Annotated in this window: 20 protein-coding genes and 1 pseudogene; 12 read left to right on the forward strand and 9 right to left on the reverse strand. The window is 53.0% G+C overall.

All coding sequences use genetic code 11. The annotated features are described in order from the left end of the window. Positions 1-169: 169 nt before the first annotated feature. From KHU33_RS07660 to KHU33_RS07670, 3 genes are read right to left on the reverse strand one after another with little or no spacing between them, the layout of a single operon-like run. On the reverse strand, positions 170-595 hold the full coding sequence (locus tag KHU33_RS07660) for a hypothetical protein (protein ID WP_211462046.1): 426 nt from the start codon (positions 593-595) through the stop codon (positions 170-172). 11 nt (positions 596-606) lie between these two features. Beyond that, a complete protein-coding gene (locus KHU33_RS07665) occupies positions 607-1,083 on the reverse strand; it encodes a thioesterase family protein (RefSeq protein ID WP_211462048.1) in 477 nt (158 codons plus the stop codon). A 27-nt stretch (positions 1,084-1,110) separates the two neighbouring features. After that, the gene (locus KHU33_RS07670) at positions 1,111-1,650 is read right to left on the reverse strand and encodes a TetR/AcrR family transcriptional regulator (RefSeq protein WP_211462050.1); all 540 of its coding nucleotides are present in this window, start codon (positions 1,648-1,650) and stop codon (positions 1,111-1,113) included. A gap of 186 nt (positions 1,651-1,836) precedes the next feature. Here KHU33_RS07670 and KHU33_RS07675 point away from each other — a divergent pair, with 186 nt between their 5' ends. Together KHU33_RS07675 and soxR are read left to right on the forward strand one after the other, a co-directional pair. Next, positions 1,837-2,214, forward strand: coding sequence for a YXWGXW repeat-containing protein (locus KHU33_RS07675; RefSeq protein ID WP_211462052.1), 378 nt, complete (start codon positions 1,837-1,839; stop codon positions 2,212-2,214). Positions 2,215-2,335: 121 nt separating this feature from the next. Next, on the forward strand, positions 2,336-2,821 hold the full coding sequence (soxR, locus tag KHU33_RS07680) for a redox-sensitive transcriptional activator SoxR (protein WP_211462054.1): 486 nt from the start codon (positions 2,336-2,338) through the stop codon (positions 2,819-2,821). A gap of 6 nt (positions 2,822-2,827) precedes the next feature. Here soxR and KHU33_RS07685 read toward each other — a convergent pair whose 3' ends face one another. From KHU33_RS07685 to KHU33_RS07695, 3 genes are all read right to left on the reverse strand, one after another. Next, a complete protein-coding gene (locus KHU33_RS07685; RefSeq protein ID WP_211462055.1) occupies positions 2,828-3,382 on the reverse strand; it encodes a GNAT family N-acetyltransferase in 555 nt (184 codons plus the stop codon). Between the two features lie 97 nt (positions 3,383-3,479). Further along, positions 3,480-4,205, reverse strand: coding sequence for a hypothetical protein (locus KHU33_RS07690; RefSeq protein ID WP_211462057.1), 726 nt, complete (start codon positions 4,203-4,205; stop codon positions 3,480-3,482). Positions 4,206-4,523: 318 nt separating this feature from the next. Beyond that, positions 4,524-5,279 (reverse strand): DeoR/GlpR family DNA-binding transcription regulator, encoded by a 756-nt coding sequence (locus tag KHU33_RS07695; RefSeq protein ID WP_211462059.1) that lies wholly within the window; start codon positions 5,277-5,279, stop codon positions 4,524-4,526. A 106-nt stretch (positions 5,280-5,385) separates the two neighbouring features. Between KHU33_RS07695 and KHU33_RS07700 the strand changes: the two genes are divergently transcribed. Next, complete coding sequence (locus KHU33_RS07700; protein WP_211462061.1) at positions 5,386-5,982, forward strand: NUDIX domain-containing protein; 597 nt, start codon at positions 5,386-5,388, stop codon at positions 5,980-5,982. A 215-nt stretch (positions 5,983-6,197) separates the two neighbouring features. On the opposite strand, the gene KHU33_RS07705 is transcribed toward KHU33_RS07700, so the two are convergent. Next, a complete protein-coding gene (locus tag KHU33_RS07705) occupies positions 6,198-6,674 on the reverse strand; it encodes a GNAT family N-acetyltransferase (RefSeq protein ID WP_211462062.1) in 477 nt (158 codons plus the stop codon). A gap of 224 nt (positions 6,675-6,898) precedes the next feature. Between KHU33_RS07705 and msrA the strand changes: the two genes are divergently transcribed. From msrA to KHU33_RS07730, 5 genes are all read left to right on the forward strand, one after another. Beyond that, entirely contained in the window at positions 6,899-7,654 is a 756-nt protein-coding gene (gene msrA / locus KHU33_RS07710) for a peptide-methionine (S)-S-oxide reductase MsrA (protein ID WP_211462065.1), read from the forward strand. A 98-nt stretch (positions 7,655-7,752) separates the two neighbouring features. After that, positions 7,753-8,370: a CDP-diacylglycerol--serine O-phosphatidyltransferase gene (gene pssA, locus KHU33_RS07715; protein ID WP_211462067.1), complete on the forward strand. Its 618-nt coding sequence runs from the start codon at positions 7,753-7,755 to the stop codon at positions 8,368-8,370. 112 nt (positions 8,371-8,482) lie between these two features. After that, a complete protein-coding gene (locus KHU33_RS07720) occupies positions 8,483-8,800 on the forward strand; it encodes a hypothetical protein (protein WP_211462069.1) in 318 nt (105 codons plus the stop codon). Positions 8,801-9,242: 442 nt separating this feature from the next. Next, the gene (cspD, locus tag KHU33_RS07725; RefSeq protein WP_211462071.1) at positions 9,243-9,446 is read left to right on the forward strand and encodes a cold shock domain-containing protein CspD; all 204 of its coding nucleotides are present in this window, start codon (positions 9,243-9,245) and stop codon (positions 9,444-9,446) included. Positions 9,447-9,593: 147 nt separating this feature from the next. Further along, positions 9,594-10,343, forward strand: a complete 750-nt coding sequence (locus KHU33_RS07730) for a LysE family translocator (protein WP_230414115.1) — start codon at positions 9,594-9,596, stop codon at positions 10,341-10,343. A gap of 82 nt (positions 10,344-10,425) precedes the next feature. Here the strand turns inward: KHU33_RS07730 and KHU33_RS07735 are convergent, their stop codons facing one another. Beyond that, on the reverse strand, positions 10,426-11,016 hold the full coding sequence (locus KHU33_RS07735; protein WP_211462073.1) for a hypothetical protein: 591 nt from the start codon (positions 11,014-11,016) through the stop codon (positions 10,426-10,428). Positions 11,017-11,543: 527 nt separating this feature from the next. Continuing rightward, positions 11,544-13,061 (reverse strand): alginate lyase family protein, encoded by a 1,518-nt coding sequence (locus tag KHU33_RS07740; protein WP_211462075.1) that lies wholly within the window; start codon positions 13,059-13,061, stop codon positions 11,544-11,546. A gap of 952 nt (positions 13,062-14,013) precedes the next feature. Here KHU33_RS07740 and KHU33_RS07745 point away from each other — a divergent pair. The 4 genes and pseudogenes from KHU33_RS07745 to KHU33_RS07760 all read left to right on the forward strand — a co-directional run. After that, positions 14,014-14,268, forward strand: a complete 255-nt coding sequence (locus tag KHU33_RS07745; RefSeq protein ID WP_211462077.1) for a hypothetical protein — start codon at positions 14,014-14,016, stop codon at positions 14,266-14,268. 86 nt (positions 14,269-14,354) lie between these two features. Further along, the gene (locus KHU33_RS07750) at positions 14,355-14,882 is read left to right on the forward strand and encodes a hypothetical protein (RefSeq protein ID WP_211462078.1); all 528 of its coding nucleotides are present in this window, start codon (positions 14,355-14,357) and stop codon (positions 14,880-14,882) included. A 189-nt stretch (positions 14,883-15,071) separates the two neighbouring features. After that, positions 15,072-16,328 carry an HlyD family secretion protein gene (locus tag KHU33_RS07755; protein ID WP_211462080.1) on the forward strand — a complete coding sequence of 419 codons (1,257 nt, stop codon included), beginning with the start codon at positions 15,072-15,074 and terminating at the stop codon, positions 16,326-16,328. Then, positions 16,325-16,651: pseudogene (locus tag KHU33_RS07760) on the forward strand (cysteine peptidase family C39 domain-containing protein); the annotation flags it as partial. The gene KHU33_RS07755 and the pseudogene KHU33_RS07760, both read left to right, overlap by 4 nt. Between the last annotated feature and the right edge of the window lie 39 nt (positions 16,652-16,690).

The raw sequence follows: 16,690 nt of genomic DNA on the forward strand, positions 1-16,690 counted from the left end.
CAAACTGGGACTGATACAGGTTACAGACCGTTTCTGTCAAAAACCTGAAGGAAAGCTGACAAAATCCTGACAAACAGGAATTCTCATCAGGGAGCACCCGAGGTCCCGTAGCTTGCGGGCTGGGCAATAGGATCGATGGCAGTCCGTAGCATGAGATCGTTTGTGAATATTAAGGAAACAGCGAGACAAACCCTGCGAAAACCAGCAATGCCGCCGCCATCAGGGAACTCCAGGCTCCGATCATATTGCCCAGATAGACCAGCCGCGCCAAGCCTTTCCCGCCGGCGGCCAAACCGCGATTTCGGGTGATCGCAGCGAGCGGCGTGGCAACGCAAAAGGCATAAGATGACAGCAGCAGCGAACCGCCGATGCCCCATTTGATCGCTGCACCGACAGCGAACGATGGCAGCAAAGCGGCGATTGCGAACATCAGCATTGCGCCAAGCGGGATACTCAGATGCGCCACCCGCCATGAATTGACGACTTGCGCCGGCGCGCCTTGCTTGATGGCTCTTGCATAGGGAATACCGTAAAGCAAACCGATGAACAGAATTACTGACGCGTGAAACGCCAGATGGCGGGCGGACGATTCCATATTTAAAAGACTCATCGAAGCAAACCACCGCCATTTGCAGCAAGCACTGCGGCGATGACCGCGTCAGGCCGGACCACCCCTTGCTTGCCCTTCACCACGCCTTTGGAAGTGCCGTCGGCAACGATCTTGCCATTCACTGAAAAGCGGTGCGTCATGAAAAAATACTTCTCGTCCCAGTGCGTGATTTCCAGTGTCGACTGGAATTTCTTGAACGCGCCGAGCGATTTGCGATAAGTCATCGTGTGCTCGGCGATGATCGGCATCCAGCCTTGTTTGATCATGACGCGAGCCAGTCCTGTGCGGATAAAAAGATCGACCCGGCTTAGGTCGCATAAGGTGAGGTAACGGCCGTTATTGACATGCAGGTTGATATCAAGATCGTTGGGCATGGTCAGCAGACTGATTTCGCTGATGGTCTTGCCGACCACTAACCGGGGCCGGAAGAAAGACGAGAGGAAAACATAGAAAAGACGTAGAAACAGATTCATGAGATTGCTTACTCCGGTCGGCACTCGTTAATTATTCCATCGCTGAACATCTCGCTGCAGCAACAACGCTGCTTGCGCAATCGGCTCGCAGGAAGCTGCCAGACGAGCATGTAGCAACGCGCCTTGAAATGTATTCAGGATATTCAGACTTAAACCTGCTGCGTCGCTGGCCGGCACGCCATAAGCCTGCAGCTTGGTTTGCAGCGCCAAGCGCCAGTCGGCATAAATGGCTTTGCATTTTTGATTCAAGACATTGGTCTTTTCGGTAGACATCGAAATCGCCGCCACCGGACAGCCTAGTTCGAAATCCGATTTAGTGAGCGCGGCCGACAGGGCCTTGCCCATGTCAGCGATATAGCCTTGCAATTTTGGCGCATTCGAGCAGGAGGTAATGAAAGTACCTAGCCCATATTCCTGTGCAGCCTCCAGCACCGCCGCCATCAAATCATCCTTCCCGCCGGGGAAATAATGGTAAAGCGAGCCTCTAGGCGCCTTGCAAGCGCGGGCGACATGCATCAGCGTGATCCCGGCGTAGCCATGCGTCGGTAACAGCTGAATCGCTTTCAAGACCATTTGCCCGCGGAAGTTCTGCATTTGTATAAATCTCACAATTATGTATGCACGCATACATAACTATAAACGAATTCGCTGGCACGCGCCAGACGCGGCTGAATGTAATTAATTGCATCATTATTTGTTTCTTAAATAATCACAGGTATAGTTAGCCGCACTCGACACCACTAGAAAATCGCTATGAAACGTATGCTGTGTGCAGTTGCGCTCGCCGCCATCAGTGCTGCCGCTCTATTGCCAACCCAGGCGATGGCGCAAGTCGGCGTAAATATCATTATTGGCACGCCGCCACCGCCGCCAAGATACGAAGTAGTGCCGCCGCCACGTTATGGCTATATGTGGGCGCCGGGGTATTGGAACTGGGACGGCCGCCGCCATGTCTGGGCTGGCGGGCATTGGGAAAGAGCACGTAACGGATACAGGTATAACCGGCCGGAATGGCGCCAGGGGCGCAATGGATGGGAACTGCGCCGCGGCGGTTGGCAGCGCGGCGATCATCGTGGGCGGCATGACGACAGACGTGATCATCACCGCGGCGACGGCTGGCGTCATCGTTAAGCTGCGCGTCTAATCTGTACGACAAAGGATGGATAGACAAAGAACGCAAAGACGCCAAGACTAAAATGTTTTTTGCAAAGTGCTAGAAGTCAGGAAACCGATAACATGTCGAGGAAATCGGATGAGCGAGATATTGATTACTATCGGCGAACTGGCGAAGCGGTCCGGTGTGGCCGCAAGCGCCTTGCGCTTTTACGAAGAACAGGGATTGCTAAGCAGTAAGCGCGAAGCCGGACGGCAGCGGCAATTCTCCAGAGACGTATTGCGCCGGGTCGCCTTCATCCGCGTGGCGCAGACGGTCGGTCTCAGCCTCGACGAAATCAAGATCGCCTTATCGACATTGCCGCAACAGCGCACGCCGACCAGGCAAGACTGGGAGCGGCTGTCACGTTCCTGGCATCCTCTGCTGCAACAGCGCATAGATACGCTAACGGCGCTGCGCGATCAACTTACTTCGTGCATCGGCTGCGGCTGCCTGTCGCTTAAAAAATGTGCGCTATATAACCCTGAAGATGCTGCGAAGCGGCGCGGCACAGGACCGCGCTATTTATTGGGCGACAATGCTGCGATGGTTATCGCCGAGGATGATTCAGGCAAGGGCGACTAGCGTCAACTAGGTGTCTACGATGCCGATGCGCGGATTGAGGCGGGAGTATATCCAGAAATTCCGCGGATGGCCGCGCACCATGCGGAAATTGCGCAGCAAACCCTCGCATTGGAAACCGCATTTCTCCAGCACCCTGACAGAGCGCGTATTCGATTCGAGCGCGGTAGCTTGAATCCGAACTGCGCCAAGATGCGAGAAACCCCAGTCCACTATGGCGTCGCACACCGATGGCGCAATACCTCTGCCCCAAATATCCGGGGCGAGGTCGTAGGCAATTTCGGCGGTCTTGTTCAACGCTGAGACGCTGTGAAAACCGATAGTCCCAACCAGCGTGTCAGAGTCACGCAAAACAATTGCCAGGCGAATTTCAGAAGCAGAATCCGAGGATTCCAAAGCATTAAATTTCTGCATCAATTCGTCGAGAGAGCGCAGATCCCAGCTCGTATGATTCAGCACATGCGGCTTTGTCAGATAAGCATACCAGGCCGGCGCATCCGCACGGCTCAGCGGACGTAGGTAAACCAGTTCATGCGTAAACGTTGGCAGGTCGATGTAGTGCATGGATTTCGATTGCCTTCATTACGAAAGGAGCCGCCTTTTGCGCAGAAAGCAGCCGGCCAGCCATTCCGTCTTTATTGGAGTTGCCCTGACTGAGCCATCACTCGCTCAGCTTGAATGACTCCAGTTCCCCAGTGTAGCGTTCGTTACGGACGCCGCCATTCCCATAATATTCTTCGATCGATTTAACCCAGCGCTTAACTTCCGGTACATACCAGAACGCTTTATAGGTTCTGCCGGTTGCCGGCACAGCTGTAGTCTTTTGTACCTGTGTGACCATGGTAGTGCCGCCCTGCCCTACTTGCGCGCCTTGCACAACACTTTGGGCGGGCTCCATCTCCGCATTCCACCGGCCTTCTTCTTCGATTTTGATTGCCTTGAATTTTCCTGCCGGCACTTCAACCGTTTCAAAGCCGACAACCGTGAATTTCTGGCTCCATTGTTCAAATCTGTGCGCTTTATTGGGGTGCTGCTCAGTGTATTGAACTTCCCATGTTTTCCCAGCGCTCAATGGAAACGAAAGCGGCTTGTTGATCACGGTCTCCTTGCCGTTCACATCGCGACTCCGGCTCCAATCGGCGCCTGCAAACGTTTCATTTGCGGCCTGGGTTGATCCGCTTTGTTTTGTTGAGTAGTAAATGCTGGTGGAAGTGACATGGGACACCGTGACTTCAGAACGGCTCTGCGCCCATCCTGCCGATCCCTTCTCGGTCGTCGTCCGATAGGTCCAGGTATCGCCTGCCTTGATTGAAGGTAAATCAGCAGATTGCGCAAAGACGGACGAGGAGAAGAACATAGCCATCAGACCGAGAACGATATTTTTCATGGAAATTATTGCAGTGGGGGAAAGTTCCATAATATCGATTTCGAACCGCCGCGTCATCTTCAACTTGCCGCAATCAGGAAGTTACAACTTCAAAACCCAAAGCCTCAATCCCGCTCCTACGGCTTTACGCCTCTTGTCGCAATGAAGCTCGGCATGAATCTCTCAATCTCAAAGCGTGGCTTGGGTTGCATTTCTTCCAGAAATCCCGCCAGCACGAAACCGGCGGCGATGGTATCGCTGCTGACGGGTTGCGACCACGGACTGCCGGACAGGGTTTGTAGATCCCACGCTGCGGCATTGTGGGCGAGTAAACAGTACTTACGCCAGCGTGACTGCTATTCCCATTTTCCGATACGGCGCAATCAAGCTTTCCGCCACGCCGGCATTGGCTACGATTTCACTGACTTGAGTCAGGGGTGCAATCTGGAACGGCGACGCGGTGTCCAGCTTTTCCGGCGACGCCAGCACCACGGTCTTCGAGGCGGCATTGCACAGCGCCCGCTTGACGCACGCCTCTTCATAATCGCCAGTGCTGATGCCCGCCTCGGGATGCAAGCTGCACACCCCCATGAAATACAGATCTGCGTGAATCCGGCCGATGGCCTCGATCGCAGCGGCTCCCACGCTGACGATCGAATGTTTGAACAAGCGGCCGCCGACCATGATGACATCTATGTGCGGATGTTCAAGCAGCTCTAGCGCAATGGACGGGCTATGCGTCACCACCGTCGCCCGTAACGCCGGCGGCAGGTACCGCGCCAGTTGCACGGCGGTGGTGCCGCCGTCGATGAACACTACTTGCCCCGGCTGAATCATGGCGGCGGCAGCGCGGCCGATGGCGGGCTTGGCATCGCTTGAAATCTGCTGTCGTTCAACGAAGGTAGCCATCGCCGGCGACGCCGGCAAAGCGCCACCGTGGACACGCTGCAATAAACCCTCTTTCGCCAGCTGGCGCAGATCACGTCGAATGGTGTCTTCCGACAAGCCGAGCTGTTCGCTGAGCAGTTTGGCGACAATTTGCCCGTCGCGCTCAAGGATTTCCAGCAAATGTTGTTTTCGTTGCAGAGTCAGCATGATTTTGCCAGTGCAGTTTTTTGCACGTTTTTTCTTGATATTTAACGATATTGCATGATAAATTCTCAAAATGCAAGCCCACCGCAGCCCCCACAGGAGATCCGCCATGCAAGATGACCGAGTCAAGATCCGTAACGTTGAAGTATTGTCGAACGACTGGTATTTGCTACAGAAAACCACTTTCGACTACCGCCGCACTGACGGCAGTTGGCAAATCTTGACGCGCGAAACTTATGATCGCGGCAACGGCGCCACCATCCTGCTGTACAACCGCGAACGCCGCAGCGTGATCCTGATCCGCCAGTTCCGCTTCCCTACTTACGGTAACGGCCATGACGGTTTTCTGATCGAAACGGCGGCCGGATTGCTCGACCAGGCCAGTCCCGAAGAAAGGATCAAAGCAGAAGTGGAAGAAGAGACCGGTTATCTGGTGACGGAAGTGCGTAAAGTATTTGAAGCCTTCATGAGCCCGGGCTCGGTCACCGAAAAACTGTATTTTTTTGTAGCCGAATACGAGCCCGGATCACGCATCGGCGATGGCGGCGGCCTGCAAGCGGAAGGCGAAGATATCCAGGTACTGGAACTGCCGCTGGACCAGGCGCTGCAAATGGTGAACAACGGTGAAATCGCAGACGGCAAGACGATCATGCTGCTGCAATACGCGCAACTGCATTTGCTGCCTTCTCTGGCTCGGAAGGCATAGTTACGAGCTGCATCTGTTCCACATCATCGTACTTGGACTGATAAGAAGCACCGCAGCGCGCAGAACCATGAGCTATACCCGCAAACTCTCGGCACTCTCCGTGTTCCTGGCGGTTTCGACAATCATCGCAGGTGTTATTGCGCGCGTTTACTCAGAGCCGATGAATAGCCGGCTGAGGGCGGCATTTCTACGCTCTCCGCTGCGCGCCGCAGCCGCTAGAACGGGCTCTTGAGCGTCATTTTCATCATCAGCACTTCGGCGTCTGATTCCGCCTCAACCGGAACAAACCCCAGCCCCGAGTAAATGGCATAGGCTGCAGCGTTGTCTCGATAAACACGCAGCGTTACGGCCTGCGCAGCGGTCGCACTACGTGCCTCATCGATCAGCAAGCGGCATAACACTTTGCCCAAACCATTGCCACGCGCCTCGGGCGCAACGATGATGCGGCACAAGTGAACCACGCCGGGTTGACGCAGCCGATATTGACCGAAGCCAAACCTGTCAGCCTGACTCTTGCAGAGCACGTAGCTAGCGCCGCGCTTCACCTGCAGCAGTTGCGGAAGTTCTCCTGCATCAAATGGATATTCAAGTTGCGGCCCTGCCCAACGGGCGCATGCCAAGGCATCGGGGATCCATGCCGCAATCGCCGTGTAGTCGGCAGCGACAGGCGGCCTTAGCATTAAAACGGTCATACTCCCTCTTTCAGCCAACACCAGATAAGACAGCAAAGTAGTCGGGGAATGTTGCCATGGAAGATTTGGCAACGCAATATCCTGCTGCCGACGCATCCCAACTGCAAAGCCAAGGTGTAAGCTAAGATTTGCAAATCCACTGTTACGAGACGCATCCTTTGTAAGGAAATCCAGACTTTGCCGACTAATCACCAGCTCCGCAAAAACCTTCCATATCAAAGAGGATGAGCATCATGGATAACTTATCAACTAAAGCCAGACAAGCTGCAGCCGCTCTACCTTGGACCAAGGGCATGCTGACAGCATGCGGGCTCGGGCTGGCGCTGCTGCTTGGGCAAAACCTTGCGTTTTCGTCAGAGGCGGCGAGAGTCGTACCGCCGCCTGCCAGCGACGAACAGGTATCCGGCGCCGAGCACGCGGAGACAGCGGTCTTCGCCGGCGGCTGTTTCTGGGGTGTACAAGGTGTTTTTCAGCATGTGCGCGGAGTCACTGACGTGGTGTCTGGCTACTCAGGCGGCAGCCGCGACACTGCGCAATACAGCCGGGTCAGCGAGGGCGATACCGGCCATGCGGAATCTGTGCAGATCACTTACGATCCTACGCAAATCACTTATGGCAGGCTGCTGCAGATATTTTTCTCGGTGGCGCATGATCCGACCGAACTGAATCGCCAGGGTCCGGACTCCGGGACCCAATACCGTTCGGCGGTCTTTCCGGCCAACGACATGCAGCGCAAGATTGCACAGGCGTATGTCGGGCAGATCGATAAAGCCAAGGTGTTCGGCGCAGCGTTGGCGACACGCATAGAAATCTTCCACGGCTTCTATCCCGCCGAAGCCTACCACCAGAATTTCTTGACGCGCAATCCAAGCTACCCTTACATCGTCATCAACGATCTGCCCAAGATCGATGATCTGAAGCGCCTGTTTCCAAACCTGTACCGGGCCCAGCCGGCGCTTACCAAGGTCGCATCCCGTTAGGTCGGACTCCCGGCTTTAGATTGGTCTGCAGTATGTGATAAATTCGGTGTGGGCTTTGACCGCCCCACCTATTTTTTTATCACAGCCGGATTCAATTAATGACCAGACCTAAGCCTTTTTCGATGATCCGCGAATTCCACCTCGCCGATTGGTTCACGCTCAGCAACGCGTTTTGCGGCGTCGGCTCCTTGTTTTCCGTGATGACATATCTGCAGACGCGCGAAGTGCTGCACCTTCTTCTGGCATGCAGCTTGATTCCGGCGGCACTGGTGTTTGACATACTCGATGGCCGCATTGCTCGGTGGCGCGCGCAAAGTTCGGCCATGGGGCGCGAACTGGATTCGCTGGCCGATGTCATTTCGTTCGGCGTGGCGCCGGCAATCATTGCCTACGGCTGCGGCATGCAAGGGCTGGTGGACCGCATCGTTCTGGTATTTTTTGTCGCTTGCGGCGTGTCGCGCCTAGCGCGTTACAACGTCACCTCTGAAGAACTTTCCGAGGGCGGCGACAAAGTGAAATATTTCGAAGGCACGCCGATTCCAACCTCCTTGCTATTGGTGCTGGTGCTGGCTGCGGCCGCCTGGTACGGTGCTTTGGGCGAACATCTGTGGCTAGGCGTAGTGTTTGTCGCGGGTTTTCAGTTTCACCCTCTGGTGCTGATGTTTGCCCTGTCCGGGGCCTTGATGGTCAGCCGGATCCGGATTCCAAAACTATAAGGCGCAAGCGCTGGCGCCGGCAGCAGATGCGGCGCCATAAAACTGCCAAAGGCTCCCACTAGCGAGCGCAATAGGTCTACACTCATAATTAGCGCAATGCGGGAGTGACATCATGACCGACTTTGATCCCAAGAGCAGTTTCCGGGGGCTGCCGTTGACTCCGGAGCAAGACGCAGAAGTGAGGCACTACATCACGGTAAAAAAACGCCATGGCGAGCCGTGGGACACCCCGGAATTGAACGCCATGCTGAAAGACATGCTGGAACCGCCGAGCGAGGATGAGGAAGAATTCGGCGATGGCCTGGACCAGACCAAAGCCGTCGCCGAGCGGGCAGCGGCAGCCATCGAAGACATCATCGACCCCATCGAAGCCAGCGAGGAGCGCAATGCGGCGATGGAATCCGAAGCGATGAAGGCACAAACACGCTGACCCCCGCGCTGATCTCATGACGGCGCCGCCGGCAAAGCGTCAGGCGCAGCCGCGATGTTGGCCATTGAAGCCAGAACACCGATCACTCAAACTGCTTCAAACCCACTGCACGCGGCTTTCTACCGAGTGCCTCCCCCAACATGCTGATGGGGTAATGCCGGCCCGGGCAAGAGCCTGACAGGCGAACGGAAAAGTTGCGTGAAATATAATAGACATCGAATAGTTAGATCCCTATATTTATTTCATCAACTTTCTTGGCTAAACGAGAAGTTTAGGAGGATACTCAATGATGTCGGGGGCATAAAATGCGACAACAGCGCCCATGCCTGTTTCCGCCCTGCCCGCGACACTGCAGTTGTTTAATCGTGCGTAGGTAATGAGTGAAAAATATCACTTCCATTACTAATGTGATGTGTAACTATTCGATATTCGAGAGATTGCTATGGCAACAGGTACCGTTAAGTGGTTCAACGACTCCAAAGGCTTCGGTTTCATTACTCCGGACGGAGGTGGTGAAGATTTGTTCGCTCACTTCTCCGCAATTCAGATGGACGGCTTCAAGACGCTCAAAGAAGGCCAGAAAGTGAAATTCGATGTGACGGACGGCCCAAAGGGCAAGCAGGCATCCAACATTCAAAATCCTTGAAAATCGATTACGAGTGGAAAACCTCGACAGCTTTTCCGTAGCTCGCGAATAAAAAGCCTGGCGCCGAAAGACTCGCCGGAACTGGGCTGGATGCTTATTGCTGATTTCGCTTGCATGCGGTTCGGACAAGTCTGATCGAGGCGTGGCATGGAGCAAACGAGACTGGAAGCCGCAATACGCTTCCATTGTCAGAATATTCGTCAATCAATTTTTACTTCGTGGAATTTCCCCCTTCTCTTCCAGCACTTCCACCATCCGCAAACTCAACTCTTTGAGGATGAACCCATGACACTCGGATTCTTGCTGACCACCTTGATCATTGTCGCATCGCCCGGCACAGGAGTGATCTACACCTTGTCTGCCGGCCTTTCACGCGGAGCAAAGGCTAGCATCCTGGCCGCGTTCAGCTGTACCTTAGGGATTCTGCCGCACCTCGGCGCCGCCATGTTTGGACTAGCCGCGATTCTGCATGCGAGTGCGCTCGCCTTCAACGCCATCAAGTATGCCGGCATTGCCTACCTCCTGTTCATGGCCTGGAATTCCTTGCGAGAAAAAGGTGCATTGCGCGTAGACCGTGTCGAAGACAAACGCTCCGATTTTCGTGTGATCCTCGATGGCGTCCTGGTCAACATTCTCAATCCGAAGCTATCCATCTTCTTCGTCGCGTTTTTGCCGCAGTTTGTCAGCCCTCAAGAAGCGCATCCGCTGCTCCGCATGCTGGAGTTGTCGAGCGCGTTCATGCTGGCTACCTTTGTCATTTTCTCAAGCTATGGCGTGTTTGCCGCCGTCATGCGCGATCGCGTGATATCACGGCCGAGGGTGATGGCCTGGATGCGCCGCAGTTTCGCTGCGGCGTTCGGCGCCCTGGCGCTTAAGCTGGCATTAACAGATAGGTAAGCAACTCTTTTGAGAACTGAATCGCCCCGGCTTTGAACTGATCTGTAACACCAGCGAATGCTGCAAATCAGCCCACATTGATTCACAGACCTGGCGCAGGTTGCTTGCGATCCGGCACAGTCAATTCTCGCAGCAACCCACCCTGAAGTACGCTGCCGTCGGTTGTACCTTCACCCTCTATGCGACGCTGACACGCGTCCCGGTCGTCCACTGGCAAGGCATTGCATCTTAACAAGGCATTTTGGCGGTCTGCCGTCGGATCGTCACTAAGATGGCCCCTTCTAGACTCTTGCAAAGCCGCACCGGCCTCTTTCAGGCAAGTCGCGCGATCCTGATTCGATTGTCCGTTAATGCATGCCGCCCGTTCTGCCTGGTAGCGCGCATTCGCTTCCCGTAGATTGCTGGCAGCCATCGCCGCGAGCGAAGCACTTGATACGAAAAGCACCAGCAGCAACCCTGCTGCCTTGCAATTGAAATACTTGGGCATTGAACTAAAAGGATTCCGGTAATTTGGCATGATGATCTCCAAACTAAAATTTGAATCTAGCGGATACACCATCTGCCGTATGTACGTTACCGAGCTTTGCAAACATATCGGAAGCTGCTCGGCGATCCCATCGAATGGGAATGAAACCGCTTGCCTGATAAGTGATTCCCCAGGCTTGGCATTCAATACGATTGCTCGTATCACAAGCCCAAATGAACGAAAAAAAGCCCATCCTTACGAAATGGGCTTTTTAAACTTAATTCACTGCCAGTAATAAATGCCCCGGAACGTATCCGGGAACTAAAAATACTGGTAGGCACGATTGGACTCGAACCAATTTAAGGCATCGATTCTATGCGCTTTTGCAGGAGCCTCATAGAGAGGTATCCCCCTGCATCCCCCCTCAAATACCCTCGAAAAACCCACAGAAAAACCCACGAATTTCTAGGGGTGCCGAGGGGTACGACCAGAGACAGTACACGCCAATGCATAGTTACCCTCGGACGCGGGTTCGACTCCCGCCACACCACAAAAATATCGTTTAAAATCAACAATTTAAAAATATAGTGCTGTCATTAATTGGGGAGGGGGGGTGGGGCTGTTTTGGCTCCAGAATGACAACGCAATGACAGCATTTCTTTTTTCCTCTAGCAAGGGGCGGATTCGATTCCCGGCTAAAATAAAAAGGGTCGGCCGGGATTGCCATCCGCCGACTATTGGATGAGCCCTGCATCCGGCGTATAGAACAGCGTTGCATTCCCCTGCATGTCGGTTCCGCCATCACCTTCCGGGAAAATCGATTCATAGGCGTGAGCAACGGCTCGGAATCGACGGTCTTCTCTGTCCCATTTCCTGATGTAGCGGTAGTAGTTGTAAAGGATACCTTCCGTCATTTGACGTGGAGGCCCAACGATCACCGTTCCGATTTGCGGCGGCGTCCCCTCCGACATCACGACTGGAATCCAGCGAACGGCCTCGCCGAAGCTGTACCGCGTGATGTAGTCGGCACCGGCCAGTAGGCGATTGTCAAGAAAGTCGAAAACTTCGACGGCGTTGCGGTCGTTACTGGGAAAGCCGCTCACCGGATCGACGCGGGTACGCTGGTTGAATGCCACTTGCGCGAGGAGCGAAAGGGCGGTCGGATCGATCCATGCGTGGCCCTGGTCGCGTGCCATTTCAACGACTTGTACCTGCGGCGTATCAACCTGCTGCCCGGTCTCTGCATCCTTCGTAACCAGACGCATCTGCCATTTGATTGAGCCGTTGCGCCCCCCTTGTTGTCCAGCCGAATTGACTGTCGTGCGCTCGATCGCCTTCTGGTAGAGTAATTTATCGTCCAGAGCGACGGCCGTCCCGATCAACCCCATCGTCGCGAACTGATGCTGGTTCATCCAGTAGCCGGGGTCGGCGACAAGGCCCAAACCCATTTTCATCAAATTTGCAAAACGGCTCTGGTCGCTCTCCGTCCATCGGCTGGCTTCGGTATTGCCGTCGGTGTGACGCAAGAGATCCTCGACCAAGCAGAGTTTATATGCGGCAATTCCCCATCGAATCTGGGAATCCCAGTGCGGTTCAACCTTGGTAATGGAGAAGTAGTTTCTGATCACGTTCAGTGCATTGACCCTGTACAGCTCTTTGCCGGTGACATACCACATCACGATTTGGTGAAAGGCAACATCTGCGTCCATCGCCATTCGAACGGTGATGAAATTGCCAGTCTCATTGGCTCGCCCATGCAATATTTCGGTCCATCCTGCTTGATAGTAGACGCGGGGGTTGGGCGCACTGCGACCGTTCTTTGCAAACGCATCGAAGGCACTTGCCCACGGCTCATCCCCTTTGCGCACATGACGTTGCATCGTGTCCAGTTGGGTTTTGGTCAGACCTAGACCAGGATGGAGCAAGCCGGAAACCGGATCTCTGGTTTCATGCGCCTGAGGTGTGAAATCCGTGATGAGCTTCGGGTAGGCGTAGGTAGTCGATTGACTGCCGGTATAGGAATCCGCATGCCCAATGGCGCATGCGGCCATAATGGCGATCGCGACAGTACAGCGCAATGCAAGATTAGACATCAAATCACTCTCAATCAATAATAAATTAGCCCATTCAACCAGGCATTTAAAATCCGATTCCGTGCATCGGCATTGCATGGAACCGCTTGCGAAATATTTTGGAGAGACGTCAATAGACAGATTTCCGTTATTTTTAAAATCCGCATTATTGCCCGTCAATGATCCGATAATCCATATTAAACCTCTATCAGCAAATCCCTAAAATGACTCAGATTCCCCCTACTGCAATCAAGGTCCGGCTGGCCGAGAAAATGGTCGTATCCGCTCATTTTCTGAGCATCAACAATCGGCCTTTCAGTCGCACGGTGGCGAACCAAGCGTGCTCCCGTACAACTGGATGTCTCGGAAACCAAGTCAGTAGCTCTGTGACTCGACGACGTGCTAATCAATGCTGAACCGAAAAGCAAAAAAGCCCGCATTTACGCGGGCTTTCCCGACCTAAAGGAGACGGGTTCGATTCCCGCCGCTTTCATTACAAATCAGGCCAGAACTTCGTAGCGCTTGTATTCACTTGGCTTATGGCACCTCGTTATGCACAAGTAGCCGATCTCTGCTTTGCCGGCGACGCCGCTACTTGTATATAACGAGGTGCGTCAGAGAGCCTTTCTTTTTGCCGTACCACATAGCCGGCATTTATCTTACGTGGGCATGGGTGTTACGCCCATCGTGAAGACAAGGAATGCCCACTAGAGCTATGAAGCAAGGATATCCCTACGCAAAAAACGGGATTGCCTGACTTCTCTTCATGCCGATTCTCGTTACCCTGAAGACAACATCAGCAGATAGGGACGAAAGAGCTAAATACTTGCTTATTTTCGATTTTGCACCTGTTAATTTTGATAGGTGCAAAAAAAAAATCAATGTGCGTGATTCAATCCTTCCAAGTTACATTTAATAAGAATTTATTTAACAATTTGAGACAATTAAAAATTTGATCTAGCGTAGGTCAAATTCAGAGTGATGGAAAGAATCAAGTAACCAAATTTATAGATTTTTGCAGCTCAGCAGTTAAATCGTTCGTCTTATCGGACACGTATTCGTTTTTATGTACAGGATTATTCGAAAGAGTAATAGCTCATCAATGGTGATGATTTTCAAAATGAGGCATAGTATGGCTATTCAAGAAATGACATTGCAAGAAATAGATGAAGTATACGGCGCCGTTAACTGGCGGCTGGTTTCGCAAGGCTTTATTCAGACGTTTGCTGGCAGTGTCGCCGTCGCTGTCGGTGCAGCGTCTGGCCCTCTTGGCTTTGGCCTCGTCGCTGTAGGTGGCGTAGCCATGGTCATGGGCGGAACTGCAATGGCTGCTGGAATTGGCGACGCCTCAAACGTAGGAGCAGGTACCGTTCCTAACGCGCCATAAGTATTTGAAAAACGATATCATTTTTTTTGCGGCCATTGGATCTCTCCAAAGTCTTTCGATGTCCGCAATTTCTATTAGGAATATAAATGGCGGTTTTCAAAGATAAAAATGGGCAGCATTATTTAGGAGCAATCTACCTAAAGAGTGAAAATTATTATTCAGGAAATTTTCTTCCGATATCCGAGAGAAATATCAGATTTGCACTTTCGTTTAGCAAGTTTTTTATTCGAATTTGTTTGCTTTCACTTGTGCTTAGCGCACTAGGATTTGTCATTAAATTGTTTAATAACGAAGCCGAAATAGCTAACTATCTCCTAGCTTTTATTGGATTTGTCATTGCGCTTATTTCTGTTTTTTATTTTATTGTCGGTCCCGTAATTTTATCTAGAAAAAAGACCTCACTAAGTCGTAAAGAGATGGTCTGCTTGCGCCCGGAATCTACTCTCCTTTATGTAACAACATCTCTTGCTGCGTTTGCGTTGATGATTGATACATCATTTTTAATTTATCCTGATTTTAGATTGAATGATTTCGTCCTGCTGTTATTTACTTTGATTCCGATCATGGGAGTTTCCGGATTGGCTGCGTATCTTTACTCAAAAAAGATACGGTAGATGAAGAAGTGAATCACAGGTAGCAATTCCTTTTCGACTTTGCCGATCAAAGAAAAATAGAACAATTGGTAAAGCCCAATAAAGCTCAATCGCGAGAAATTTCCGATGGTTTAAGCAAGAGCGAATTGATCTCCGCGATCTAGCTCTCAGAGCTATCGGCAGATGAATCATAGCCAAAATCAAAATCCTATGCGCCTATTTCGCGAACAAGCGCTCGCCGCCCAGCAGACAAAGTGGCTAGGCGACATCGTCCTGATCCGCCCGCTTTCGTTCACCTTCCTGAGCACTTTCGCCGTTATATTGGCGTCGATTGTCTGCATATTTTTGGCATGGGGCAGCTACACAAAACACAGTACGGTCAGTGGACAACTGATCCCGAATACTGGCCTAATCAAAGTCTATGCGCCGCAGACTGGCATCGTCATCGAACAGCATGTCAAGGAAGGTCAGAAGGTCAAGGCCGGGGACGTGTTGTATGTGCTCTCCAGCGAAAGGCAAAGCAGTACCCAGGGAGCGACTCAGGCTGCCATCAGCAGCCAAGTCGAACAGCGCCAGGTCAGTTTGCGCGACGAAATGGTAAAGACGCGGCAATTGCAATTAGAAGAACGCCGCGGACTTAACAATAAAATTGCAGGTCTAGCTAACGAGCTCGCTAAGCTGGACAATCAGATTGCCGGCCAGCAGGACCGCGTCAAACTTGCTGTGGAAACCTTACAACGCTATCAGGGCTTGCTACAGCAAGACTACATCTCAAAAGAACAATTCGAGCAAAAGCAGGAAGACCTGCTCGATCAAAAGAACCGCCAGCAAAGCCTGGAACGTGACCGCATCAGCGTCGGACGCGAACTATCGGCACAACAGACTGAATTGACGGGTCTGTCGCTGAAACACCAGAACCAACTCGCACAGATCGACCGTACCCTCACCAGCACCGGCCAGGAACTGACCGAAAGCGAAGCCAAGCGCCGTATTGTCGTCACCGCGCCGGAAGCCGGCATCGCCACTGCCGTGATCGCTGACGCCGGCCAGGCGGTTGACGGCAATCGTCCCCTAGTCAGTATCGTACCGGCCGGCGCCACCTTACGCGCAGAGCTATACGCGCCCAGCCGCGCCATCGGCTTTGTGCGTCCTGGCGATCAGGTGCTGATCCGTTACCAAGCCTACCCCTATCAGAAATTCGGCCACCAAAAGGGTGTGGTCGAATCTGTCGCTAGGACTGCACTACCCAATAATGAGTTGAACGTCCTCGGCACGCCGGCAGGCGGCAGCAACACCGAGCCGATGTACCGGATTACCGTCAATCTCGCCTCTCAACAAGTGACTGCTTACGGGCGGCCGCAAACGCTGCAAGCCGGCATGCTGCTCGACGCCGACGTCCAACAAGAAAAGCTTCACCTCTATGAATGGGTGCTGGAGCCGCTTTATAGCCTGACCGGCAAACTCTGACCATGCTCGATAGACTCTCGTTCCGCTTTAACGCAAAACTTCCGCTGATGTTGCAAACCGAGGCCACCGAATGCGGCCTTGCATGCCTTGGCATGGTGGCCGGCTATCATGGTTATCGCACCGATCTGGCGACCCTGCGCCGCAGATACCCTATTTCGCTCAAGGGCGCCACCCTCGGCAACCTAATCAGCATCGCCAACCAGCTCGAACTAGCTACCCGTCCGCTAAAACTTGATATCGAGGATCTGGCGCAGCTCAAGCTGCCTTGTGTCTTGCATTGGGATTTCAATCATTTTGTGGTGTTGCAGGAAGTGGGGTCACGTTCAAGGCGGCTTAAATATATACAAGACCTACACGCATGC

Origin of the sequence: Collimonas silvisoli (assembly GCF_018305005.1) — a bacterium.
Taxonomy (GTDB): domain Bacteria; phylum Pseudomonadota; class Gammaproteobacteria; order Burkholderiales; family Burkholderiaceae_D; genus Collimonas; species Collimonas silvisoli.